The following is an 11,673-nucleotide window of genomic DNA, read 5'->3' on the forward strand; positions in this document are numbered from 1 at the left end:
TTTGGTCAGCCTATCTCGATGCGGTTACGCCCGCCTTCTTTCGCGCAATAGAGCGCACGGTCGGCACGCTCGAACACCTGCTCGGCGGTTTCCTGCGCAGCGAAGCTGGCAATTCCGGCCGAGAGCGTGACCTGGATCCGGGCGCCCTTGAAGTGGAACGGGCAGCTCTCCACCCCGGCTCTCAGGCTATCGAGCAGCCGCTGGCCGGCCTCGAGCGGTGTCTCGGGCAACAGCAGGACGAACTCCTCCCCACCGAAACGCGCGATGAAATCGGTTTTGCGCAACCGCTTGCTCAGCTCGTTGGCGATGATCTTGAGCACTCGATCGCCTGCCAGGTGGCCAAAACTGTCGTTGATGCGCTTGAAATGATCGATGTCCAGCACCGCGAGCAGCAGCAGGCCGCCGTAGCGCTGCTGACGCGCCACCTCCAGCTCCAGGCGCTCGTTCCAGGCGCTCCGATTGGGCAATGCGGTGAGCGGATCGTGCAACGCCTTCTGCCGCTGCTCCTCGAGATGCTCGCGCATGCCGGTGGCCGCCTGCTCCAGGCTGGCAACGCGGCCGACCAAGGTGCTGAGCCGCTCGGCCAACTGCTGCTCGTGCTCGCCGCGCTGGCCCTCGTAGGTATCGACGGTTTCCAGCAGTCCATCGAGCCGGGCCTGAACCGCTTGCTTCAGGCTGGGCAGATCCTTGGCTTCGAGCATGCTGCTCTGCAGGCCATCCACTTGCTGGCGCAACTCCTCATCCAGCGCCTGCGCGGCTTCCTTGCTCTGCACATGCCCTTCTCGGGCCGCGCTGAGGCTGTGCTGCATGGTCGCCAGACGCTCGTTCAGCAGCGTCAGATAGCTCTCGAACTCCCGCTGGCCCTGATCGGCCACCGCGATCATCAACTGCGCCAGATCGTCCAGGACCGGCACCAGCTCATACCAGTTCAAGCCCTTCTCGATCCGCTCACGCAAGCCAGCAGCCTGTAGCTTATGGTGCTCGGGAAGCTGAAGGTCTTCGAGAAGCCCGATCAGGGTCGACTCCACCCGCTCGGCGATGGCGCTGTAGGCCTGCTCCGGCGAGTGGGGCAGCAGATACGGGTCGGCCTGCTGCTCGTGCGTTGCAGCTTCTTGCTCTATCGCGGCAGCCGTTGCTTCGGGCTGCGCTGCAGCCAGGGCTGCGACATCTGCAGGGGCGTCGGATGCCGCGGTGTTGGCAGGCGTGTCAGGCTGAGCCTCCGCCTGCTGTGCGATGTTGGGTTGCGCCTCCGTCACTGTCTGCGGAAGCGACGTTTCATCGACTGGCAGCGGCGGCAGCGGCTCGCTTGCTGGCGTTGCCGCCGTTTCGGCGGCACGTTCACGTTGCCCGAAAAGGCGGCCGAGCAACCCTACGGATGTCGGCGCGTTCCCTTTCTGCGACGTTAGTGCCTGCTGCTGGAATGTCCCAAGGTCTTCCAGCAGTCCAGGCAGCTCGCGCGATTGAGCCGCACGCTCGCCGAGCCCACGCGAAAAGGTTTTCAGTGGCTTGCGAATCTCGCTGGGCAGCGGCAGATCGAGCAATTGTGAAGCCAGCCGATCAAGCGCCTCGGTCAGCCGTTTCAGACGGTCTTGCTTGCTGCGCTCGGTCGCCAGGACTGCACGCTCGAGCCGGGGCACCAGAGCGCCCAGGCGCTCGTCCTGCACCTCGTCGCGCAGCACATCGCGCAGCTCGCGCATGCATTGGTCTACGGCGGGATCGGCACCGTCGACCGCGAAACTGCTGCGTACCAGGCTGCGCCGAAGCAGGTCCAACCGCGTATTCCAACGGTTTTCGAGCTGCTCCTGCTGTTCCAGTGAGTGCAGGTATTTTTCTTTCCAGCGTTGCGCGTCGTCGCTCATCAAGTCCTGTCCGTAGGTACCGGCAATGCGTCAGTGTGCAGGGCCTCAGGCAAGCGAATCTCCACCGCCACCGGCAGGTGGTCGGAACTGGCCTGCGCCAGCACGTCGACGCGCTCCAGCGTCAACGTGGGGCTCAGCAGTATGTGATCGAGACAGCGCTGCGGGCGCCAGCTAGGAAAGGTCGCCTGGATCTGGGGGGCTTGCAGGCCCAGGTCGCGTAACGGCGAATGCTCCAGCAGATCGCTGGCATGGGTGTTCATATCCCCCATCAGCACCTGATGCCGGTAGCCGCCGATCAGCTCGCGAATGTAGGCCAGCTGGCGCGTCCGTACCCCGCCACCCAGCGCAAGATGCATGACCACCACAACCAGCGCATTCTCGCCCTCGCCAAACCGCAGCAGGATGGCGCCGCGCCCGGAAGGACCGGGCAGCGGATGATCCTCCAGGCCCTGCGGCTCGAGGCGGCTGAGCACGCCGTTGCTGTGCTGGGCGAAGCGGCCGAGATTACGGTTCAGTTGCTGATACCAGTAAGGGAATGCGCCGAGCTGGGCGAGCTGCTCGACCTGGTTGACATAGCCGGAACGCAAGCTGCCGCCATCGGCTTCCTGCAAGGCCACCAGATCGTAGTTGCCGAGCAGATCGCCGATGCGCTGCAGATTGCTGGCGCGCCCGGCATGCGGCAGCAGATGCTGCCAGCTGCGGGTCAGGTAATGATGGTAACGCTCGGTACTGATGCCGACCTGGATGTTGAAGCTCAACAGCCGTAAACGGCCGTCGCAGGGAAGCCCGCTGGCGTCGAGGCAGAGCGGGTTGACCCGCGCTTGGCGGGGCCCGGCCAGGCGCGGTGAGCTCCAACGCCGTAACATGGGCTTACCGCGCTGCGCGTTCTTTTTCGATCAGGTAGTCGGCCACTTCCAGGGCGCGCTCCGGGCCACCGGCGGAACCGATGTCGAAGCGATACTTGCCGTTGACGATCATCACCGGGACACCAGTGATCTGATAGGCCATGGCCAGCTTCTTGGCCTGCTCGGCACGGCTCTTGACCCCGAACGAGTTGTACGCCTTCAGGAACGCGTCGGCATCGACGCCCTGCCCGGCCAGGAACTCGGCCATTTTTTCCGGCGTGTCCAGCTTGTTGCCCTCGCGGTGATAGGCGTTGAATATCGCATCGTGCACTTTCTGCTCGACATCCATCGACTCCAGCGCCAGGAACATCTGCCCGTGGGCATTCCAAACGCCGCCGAACATCGCCGGGATACGCTTGAAGTCGACATCATCCGGCAATTGCTTGATCCAGGGATTGATCGTTGGCTCGAACTGGTAGCAGTGCGGGCAGCCATACCAGAACAGCTCGACGACTTCGATCTTGCCGGGCTCGGACACCGGGACCGGGTTCTTCAGCTCGACGTATTCCTTCCCGGCCTGGAACTCTGCCGCGTTGGCGGCAAAACCGAACAGGCTGGCGGTAACGAGAATGGCACTGAGAACAAATTTGCGCATGTTGACTCCTTGACGTGAACAACTGACCGATAGCGCCACAGGCTGCAACATATGGTGCCCTCTCGCCAGCGCTTTTCGACGCTTTTCAATATCTTGACAATCATTGTAGCGGTGGCAAAACAAAAAAAAGGCGTTCAGGTACTCGACCTGAACGCCTTCTTCAGCCGGCCGCAGCCGACGCTGTCAGTGCAGACCCTGGATGTAGCTCGACAGGGCTTCGATGTCCTTGTTGCTCAGCTTCGACGCGATGGTGCGCATGATCATGGCGTCGCCGTCGTTGGTGCGCTCGCCTTCACGGAAAGCCGTCAGCTGCTTGGCAGTGTAGGCCGCATGCTGGCCACCCAGATGAGGGAATCCGGCCAGATTGTTACCCACACCGCTGGGCGAATGGCAACCGGTGCAGGCCGGCATGCCCTCTTCTACCTTGCCACCGCGGAACAGCTTCTCGCCTTGCGCGACCAGAGCCGGATCGGCCATGCCGACGGTCATCTTCTGGCTCGAGAAATAGGCGGCGATGTCTTGCAGGTCCTGGTCACTGTACGGCTCGAGGATACCGGTCATTTCCAGCACCTTGCGGCCAACGCCGGGCTCGGCTGTCGGGCTGGATCCCGCCTTGATGTCCTGCAGCTGCTTGAACAGGTAACGCTCACCCTGGCCTGCCAGTTTCGGGAAGTTCGGTGCGGCGCTGTTGCCGTCGGCACCATGGCAAGCGCCACAGACTGCAACCTTCTCCTGACCGGCTTCGGCATTACCAGCCGCATGGGCGATACCGGTGATGCCAAGGGTCAACAGCAGACTCACGAGTACTTTGTTCATCAGCTCATCCAACTACGGCTAAGGGTTAAAAGACAATCTTATTCGGCAAGCCGACCGCGTGGGCCATGGCAATTGCTCGTTAGAGGTGGCAACTGATCCGGCTTCCCGGCGGTGCAATCGCCGGCGTCTGTCGATGCCGGCGCAACCGCAATTCCGGGCTCGTTCAAGACCAAAGCGCACACAAAATCTGCGGCATTATATACTGGCGTTCTTGAAACGGAAATGAACCATTGCCGCACCCTTCGCGCACCTACCGGAATGCCCATGCCCCCGAAAAACCCGATCCTCGGCCTCTGCCAGCAAGCCACCTTCATGACCAGCGCCGCCAAGGTCGACCAGTGCCCGGCTGACGAGGGCCTTGAAGTCGCCTTCGCCGGCCGATCGAACGCGGGCAAGTCCAGCGCGTTGAACACCCTGACCCACGCCAGCCTCGCGCGCACCTCGAAGACTCCTGGGCGCACCCAGCTGCTCAACTTCTTCCGCCTCGACGATCATCTGCGCTTGGTCGACTTGCCCGGATACGGCTACGCCAAGGTGCCGATTCCGTTGAAGCAGCATTGGCAGCGCCACCTCGAGGCTTATCTGAGCAGTCGCGAGAGCCTGGCCGGGGTATTCCTGATGATGGACATCCGCCACCCGCTGACCGAGTTCGACCGGATGATGCTCGACTGGTCGAGCGCCAGCGAGATGCCGCTGCACATCCTGCTGACCAAATCCGACAAGCTCGCCTTCGGTGCGGCGAAGAACGCACTACTGGCGATCCAGCGTGATATTCGCAAGGGCTGGGGAGATGGTGTCAGCGTGCAGCTGTTCTCCGCGCCGAAGCGTCAGGGGGTCGAGGAGGCGCAGCTGATGCTGGCTCAGTTACTTGGACTGATGGGTGAGGAGCAGGTCGAAGGCTAGAGGCTGGAGGCTGGAGGCTGGAGGCTGGACAGCGTGGCTTGGACTCGAGGAACGTCGCGCTCGATAGTTCGCGGGCCAGACCCCAACCGAAGCCAACACGGCGTATAGGCATCCATCACCCATAGCGCTTAGGGCTGGAAGCTGGAGCCGGCTCGTCCAGCCTCCAGCCTCAAGCGCTTTTATCGGCTTTGCGCTTTAACTCCGATAGTCCTCGATCGGTACGCAGGCGCAGAACAGGTTGCGGTCGCCGAACACGTTATCGACCCGATTCACCGCTGGCCAGTACTTGTGCGCCTGGGTGTGCGCGCTGGGCGTTACGCCCTCGGCAATACTGTACGGGCGCTCCCAGGCGTGGGTTACATCGGCCAGGGTGTGCGGGGCATGCACCAGCGGGTTGTCTTCCGCCGTCCAGGCACCATCCTCGACCTTGGCGATTTCGGCGCGGATGCTCAGCATCGCCTCGACGAAACGATCCAGCTCCGCCTTCGACTCGCTCTCGGTCGGCTCGATCATCAGCGTGCCCGGCACCGGGAAGGACATGGTCGGCGCATGGAAGCCGTAGTCGATCAGGCGCTTGGCGACGTCCTCTTCGGTAATGCCGGTCTGCGCCTTCAACGGCCGCAGATCGATGATGCACTCATGCGCCACACGGCCGTTGCGACCGCTGTAGAGCACCGGGAAGGCATCACCCAGACGCATCGCCAGGTAGTTCGCGCTGAGAATGGCGACTTCGGTGGCATCGCGCAGCTGAGGGCCCATCATCGCGATATACATCCAGCTGATCGGCAGGATACTCGCGCTGCCCCAAGGCGCGGCGCTCACCGCACCGTTCTCGGGGTTAGGGCCTTGCAGCTCGATCACCGGGTGGTTGGACACGAAGGGTTGCAGGTGCGCCTTGATGCCGATCGGGCCCATGCCAGGACCGCCGCCACCGTGGGGTATGCAGAAGGTCTTGTGCAGGTTCATGTGCGAGACGTCCGCGCCGATGTCGGCCGGTCGCGCCAGGCCGACCTGGGCGTTGAGGTTGGCACCGTCCATGTAGACCTGGCCGCCCTGGGCATGAATCGCCTCGCAGATCTCGCGAATGCCCTCTTCGTAGACCCCATGGGTCGAGGGGTAGGTGATCATCAGGCAGGACAGCTTGTCACCGGCCTCCGCGGCCTTGCGTTTGAGGTCCTCCAGATCGACGTTGCCTGCCTTGTCGCACTCGACGATGACCACGCGCATGCTGACCATCTGCGCCGACGCCGGGTTGGTGCCGTGCGCCGAGGACGGAATCAGGCAGATGTCGCGCTGCCCTTCGCCGCGGCTTTCGTGATACTTGCGGATGGCGACCAGCCCGGCGTACTCGCCCTGGGCGCCGGAGTTGGGCTGCATCGAGATCGCGTCGAAGCCGGTGATGGCGCAAAGCCAGGCTTCCAGCTCGTCGATCATCAGCTTGTAGCCCTGGGCCTGCTCCTGCGGTGCGAAGGGATGCAGGTTGGCGAATTCCGGCCAGGTGATGGGGATCATCTCGCTGGTGGCGTTGAGCTTCATGGTGCATGAGCCGAGCGGAATCATCGCCTGGTTCAGCGCCAGGTCCTTGTTTTCCAGCTGCTTGAGGTAGCGCAGCATCTCGGTTTCGCTGTGGTGGCTGTTGAATACCGGATGACTCAGGTAGCCGCTGCTGCGCTGCAGCTCGGCCGGGATGCCGCTGACGACGTCACCGGCGTCCAGCGTGGCGATGTCCAGGCCATGATCGGCACCGAGGAACACCGCCAGCAACTGCTCCACGGTCTGCTCGTTACATGTCTCGTCGAGACTGACGCCCAGCTTGCCGCGGCCGAGGATGCGCAGGTTGATTCGTGCGGCCCGGGCGCTTTCGAGAATAGCGGTCTGGGCGCCGCCCACCTCGAGGGTCAGGGTGTCGAAGAAATGCTGGTTGAGGCGCTTGATGCCGTGCCGCTCCAGCGCGCTGGCCAGAATAGAGGTCAAACGATGGGTGCGCTGGGCGATGCGCTTGAGGCCCTCGGGGCCGTGGTAGACCGCGTAGCAGCTGGCGATATTGGCCAGCAGCACCTGGGCGGTGCAGATGTTGGAGTTGGCCTTCTCACGACGGATGTGCTGCTCGCGCGTCTGCAGCGCCATGCGTAGCGCCGTGTTGCCGCGGGCATCCTTGGACACTCCGATGATGCGGCCGGGCATGGCGCGCTTGAACGCGTCACGCGTGGCGAAATAGGCCGCATGCGGGCCGCCGTAGCCCATCGGCACGCCAAAGCGCTGGGTCGACCCGAGCACCACATCGGCACCGAGCTCGCCAGGCGGCGTCAGCAGCAGCAGGCTGAGCAAGTCGGCCGCGACACAGGCCAGCGCCTGCTTGGCATGCAGCGCTTCGATCACCGGACGCAGGTCGCGGATCTCGCCATGGGTATCGGGGTATTGCAGCAGCGCTCCGAACACGTCGTGCGCGGCGACATCCTCGATCGGGCCTACGACCAGCTCGAAGCCGAAGGCCTCGGCACGGGTCTGCACCACCGAAAGCGTCTGCGGATGGCAGTTCTCATCGACGAAGAAGCGGTTGCTCTTGTTCTTGGCCATGCGCCGCGCCAGCGTCATGCCTTCGGCCGCCGCGGTCGCTTCGTCGAGCAGCGAGGCGTTGGCCAGATCCAGCCCGGTAAGATCGATGGTCAACTGCTGGAAATTCAGCAGCGCCTCCAGGCGACCCTGGGCGATTTCCGGCTGATAGGGCGTGTAGGCGGTGTACCAGCCCGGGTTCTCCAGCACGTTGCGCAGGATTACCGGCGGTGTGATGGTGCCGTGATAGCCCATACCGATCAGGCTGGTCCACAGCTGGTTCTGCTCGGCATAGCCACGCAGCTTCGCCAGCGCGCCTTGCTCGTCCAGCGCCGGCGGCAGTGCCAGCTCGCCCTGCAAGCGAATCGCCGGCGGCACGGTCTGCTGCACCAGCTCGTCGCGACTGGACAGACCCAGCGCATTGAGCATGGCTTGCTGTTCAGCCGCATCGGGGCCGAGGTGACGACGCAGGAAGGCGTCGGGTTGCTGGAGCTGGGAAAGGCGCGGCACTTGGGACATCACGGCTTCTCTCGAAAAAGTAAAAAGCCCCGTCATGCAGGCGGAATGAAAAACGACTTCGCTCGGTTTTTCACGCCTGCAACGCGGGGCTCTTGAATGGAACGCTTAGGCTTCGGCGTCGCAGGAGGCCTTGTAACCCTCTGCATCGAGCAGCTTGTCCAGTGCCGAGGCATCACTCGGCTGGAGGCGGAAGAACCAGCTGCCGTAGGGTTCGCTGTTGACCATTTCGGGCGAGTCGGTGAGCTGCTCGTTGATGGCGATCACCTCCCCGGAGATCGGTGCATAGATGTCCGAAGCGGCCTTGACCGACTCTACTACGCCCGCCTGCTGCCCCGCCGCCAGTTGCTGGCCGACCTCCGGCAGTTCAACGTAAACCACGTCACCCAGGGCTTCCTGGGCGTGATCGGAAATGCCGACGGTCACGCTGCCGTCCGCTTCGAGACGGGCCCACTCGTGGCTGGCGGCGTAACGCAGATCGCTGGGAATGTCGCTCATTCGTATGTCCTCAAAAAAGCTGTCGGTATTTGCGGGCACGAAGCAGGCTTGGCGACCCGCTGCAAGGAAGCAGTCGGCCGAATTTACACCAGTACTTTGCCGTGACGCACGAAAGTCGGCTGCACGACGCGCACGGGATACCACTTACCACGGATTTCGACTTCGGCACGATCGCCGGCGGCGGCCGGAACCCGCGCCAAGGCGATTGATTTGCCAAGCGTAGGCGAAAAACTGCCGCTGGTGATTTCGCCCTCGCCAGCGCCATTGACGCGGACGATCTGATGCGCGCGCAATACGCCACGCTCCTCAAGCACCAGACCGACCAGTTTCGGCCGGTCGCTCATGGCCTTCTCGGCCTCCAGGGCCGCACGGCCGATGAAGTCACGCTCGGCCGGCTCCCAGGCCACGGTCCAGCCCATGTTGGCCTGCAGGGGCGAGACATCCTCGGTCATGTCCTGGCCGTAAAGATTCAAGCCGGCCTCCAGGCGCAAGGTGTCGCGGGCGCCCAGACCGATCGGCGATATACCGGCGCCGACCAGCTCACTGAGGAAGTCCGGCGCCTGCTCGGCCGGCAGGATGATTTCCAGGCCATCTTCACCGGTATAGCCGGTGCGACCGATGAACCAGTCGCCGGCAGCGCGGCCGTTGAAGGGCTTGAGCTCATGGATCAGCGCCGCTCGCGGTTGATCGACCAGCTCGGCCGTCCGGACTCGCGCTTGCGGCCCCTGGATGGCCAGCATCGCCAGCTCGGAGCGCTCGGTCACCTCGACGGCGAAACCCTCGGCCTGCGCCTGCATCCAGGCCAGGTCCTTGTCGCGCGTACTGGCATTGACGACCAGCCGGTAGCCCCAGTCGGTGAGGTAGACGATCAGGTCATCGATAACCCCGCCACGCTCGTTGAGCATCGCGGTGTACAGCGCCTTGCCCACCTGACCGAGGCGATTCACATCATTGGCCAGCAGACGTTGCAGATAGACTTTGGCGTCGGGGCCGGCGACGTCGACCACGGTCATGTGGGACACGTCGAACACGCCACAATCGCGCCGCACCTGGTGATGCTCTTCCACTTGGGAGCCGTAGTGCAGGGGCATGTCCCAGCCGCCGAAATCGACCATCTTGGCGCCAAGTGCGAGATGCTGATCATAGAGGGGAGTACGCTGACCCATGGGTTTCTCCTTCCGGGCAGGTCGCCGAAGCGGCGTGGCTGAAGCTATTAGAGGTCGGACGAAAGTCCGACGTTTTTTGAATGGCGCGCATTGTAGCCCCAAGGTCGAGGCAGGTCACGACGAGGCGATCGACTGAGCGTCAACCGACTCGCCGGGCCGAGCGGCGGATCAGAAGAATGACCGGCAGGAGCCCGACCAGCACCAGTGTGAGCGCTGGCAACGCGGCACGTGCCCATTCGCCCTCGCTGGTCATTTCGAAGATTCGTACCGACAACGTGTCCCATCCGAATGGTCGCATCAGCAGGGTAGCCGGCATTTCCTTCAGTACGTCGACGAACACCAGCAGCGCGGCGCTCAGCGTGCCGGGCAACAGCAACGGCAGGTAGATTCGGAAGAAAAGCGCCGGCCCGCCGACGCCAAGGCTACGCGACGCCTGAGGCAGCGACGGGCGAATCCGGGCCAGCGCGCTTTCCAGCGGGCCGAACGCCACGGCCATGAAGCGAATCAGGTAGGCCAGCAGCAACGCCCCGAGACTGCCGAGCAGGATCGGCTTGCCTTCGCCACCGAGCCACGCCGACAGCGGTATGACCACCTCGCGATCCAGGTAGCTGAACGCGAGCATGATCGACACGGCCAGCACCGAGCCCGGCAGCGCATACCCCAGATTCGACAGCCCTACCGCGGCCTTGACCGAGCGCAGCGGTGCCTGGCGACGGGCGAAGGCCAGCAGCAACGCCACCGCCACCGTAATCGATGCCGCCATCAGGCCCAGATAGAGCGTATGCAGGATCAGCCCGGTGTAGCGCTCGTCGAGATCGAAGCGCCCGCGCTGCCAGAGCCAGACCAGCAACTGCAGCATGGGTACGACGAACGCACAGAGAAACACCAGGACGCACCAACCGCTGGCTGCCAGCGCTTTGAAGCCGCGCAAGCGATAAAGGACCGCCGATCGCGCCCGGTCATTGGCCGGCCTGGCAGCCCCACGCGCGCGCCGTTCGCCATAGAGCACCAGCATGACCGCAAGCAACAGCAGGCTGGCCAACTGGGTGGCGCTGGTCAGGCTGAAGAAGCCGTACCAGGTCTTGTAGATGGCGGTGGTAAAAGTGTCGTAGTTGAATACCGCCACCGCCCCGAAGTCGGCCAGCGTCTCCATCAGAGCAAGCGCCAGGCCGGCGCCGATCGCCGGTCTCGCCATCGGCAACGCGACGGTCCAGAACGCCTTCCAGGGCGACTGCCCGAGCACCCGCGCCGCCTCCATCAGCCCTTTGCCCTGCGCAATGAACGCCGAACGGGCAAGCAGGTAGACGTAGGGGTAGAACACCAGCACCAACACGACGATGACCCCGCCCGTGGAACGGACCCTGGGAAAGCGCACCCCACTGCCGAACCATTCGCGCGCCAGCGTCTGCACCGGCCCGGCGAAATCCAGCAGGCCGATGAAGACGAACGCCAGCACATAGGCGGGAATCGCGAAAGGCAGCATCAGCGCCCAGTCCAGCCAGCGCCGTCCGGGAAACTCGCACAGCGAGGTCAGCCAGGCCAGGCTGACCCCCAGCAGGGTGACGCCAAACCCGACCCCCAGCACCAGCGCCAAGGTGTTGCCGAGCAATCTGGGCATCTGCGTTTGCCACAGGTGCGCCCAGATACTGGTGTCGATGTCGCTCCAGCTGAACAGCAGCACACTCAGCGGCAACAGCACCAGCGCAGCGACAGCAAAGGAAATGGGATACCAACGGTGCTCGACGGGGTGGGACACACAAGCCTCGAACCTAGAAAAGACAACGCCCCGGCAGACCGGGGCGTCGAGTATAACGGCAGCGCCCGCTGCCAGGGCCAGTGAGCGGCGGTCGAAGCCGCTAGCG

9 protein-coding genes are annotated in these 11,673 nt (G+C 63.8%); 1 reads left to right on the top strand and 8 read right to left on the bottom strand.

Features of this window, described 5'->3' with window-relative positions:
- Positions 1-5: 5 nt before the first annotated feature.
- From KCX70_RS20880 to KCX70_RS20895, 4 genes are all read right to left on the bottom strand, one after another.
- The gene (locus tag KCX70_RS20880) at positions 6-1,859 is read right to left on the bottom strand and encodes a GGDEF domain-containing protein (protein WP_212618690.1); all 1,854 of its coding nucleotides are present in this window, start codon (positions 1,857-1,859) and stop codon (positions 6-8) included.
- Positions 1,859-2,725, bottom strand: a complete 867-nt coding sequence (locus KCX70_RS20885; RefSeq protein WP_102852539.1) for an endonuclease/exonuclease/phosphatase family protein — start codon at positions 2,723-2,725, stop codon at positions 1,859-1,861. The genes KCX70_RS20880 and KCX70_RS20885 overlap by 1 nt, the downstream gene beginning before the upstream one ends.
- A 4-nt stretch (positions 2,726-2,729) precedes the next feature.
- Complete coding sequence (locus KCX70_RS20890) at positions 2,730-3,359, bottom strand: thiol:disulfide interchange protein DsbA/DsbL (RefSeq protein ID WP_212618691.1); 630 nt, start codon at positions 3,357-3,359, stop codon at positions 2,730-2,732.
- A 183-nt stretch (positions 3,360-3,542) separates the two neighbouring features.
- Positions 3,543-4,175: a c-type cytochrome gene (locus tag KCX70_RS20895; protein WP_102852541.1), complete on the bottom strand. Its 633-nt coding sequence runs from the start codon at positions 4,173-4,175 to the stop codon at positions 3,543-3,545.
- Between the two features lie 264 nt (positions 4,176-4,439).
- Here KCX70_RS20895 and yihA point away from each other — a divergent pair, with 264 nt between their 5' ends.
- Entirely contained in the window at positions 4,440-5,078 is a 639-nt protein-coding gene (yihA, locus tag KCX70_RS20900) for a ribosome biogenesis GTP-binding protein YihA/YsxC (RefSeq protein ID WP_212618692.1), read from the top strand.
- Between the two features lie 195 nt (positions 5,079-5,273).
- Here yihA and gcvP read toward each other — a convergent pair whose 3' ends face one another.
- The 4 genes from gcvP to KCX70_RS20920 form a co-directional block, all read right to left on the bottom strand.
- Complete coding sequence (gene gcvP / locus KCX70_RS20905) at positions 5,274-8,150, bottom strand: aminomethyl-transferring glycine dehydrogenase (RefSeq protein WP_212618693.1); 2,877 nt, start codon at positions 8,148-8,150, stop codon at positions 5,274-5,276.
- 105 nt (positions 8,151-8,255) lie between these two features.
- Entirely contained in the window at positions 8,256-8,645 is a 390-nt protein-coding gene (gene gcvH / locus KCX70_RS20910; RefSeq protein ID WP_021206137.1) for a glycine cleavage system protein GcvH, read from the bottom strand.
- An 83-nt stretch (positions 8,646-8,728) separates the two neighbouring features.
- Positions 8,729-9,811: a glycine cleavage system aminomethyltransferase GcvT gene (gene gcvT, locus KCX70_RS20915; RefSeq protein WP_212618694.1), complete on the bottom strand. Its 1,083-nt coding sequence runs from the start codon at positions 9,809-9,811 to the stop codon at positions 8,729-8,731.
- A 139-nt stretch (positions 9,812-9,950) separates the two neighbouring features.
- Complete coding sequence (locus tag KCX70_RS20920) at positions 9,951-11,567, bottom strand: ABC transporter permease (RefSeq protein WP_212618695.1); 1,617 nt, start codon at positions 11,565-11,567, stop codon at positions 9,951-9,953.
- Positions 11,568-11,673: the final 106 nt, after the last annotated feature.

The organism is Stutzerimonas stutzeri (assembly GCF_018138085.1).
Taxonomy (GTDB): domain Bacteria; phylum Pseudomonadota; class Gammaproteobacteria; order Pseudomonadales; family Pseudomonadaceae; genus Stutzerimonas; species Stutzerimonas stutzeri_AI.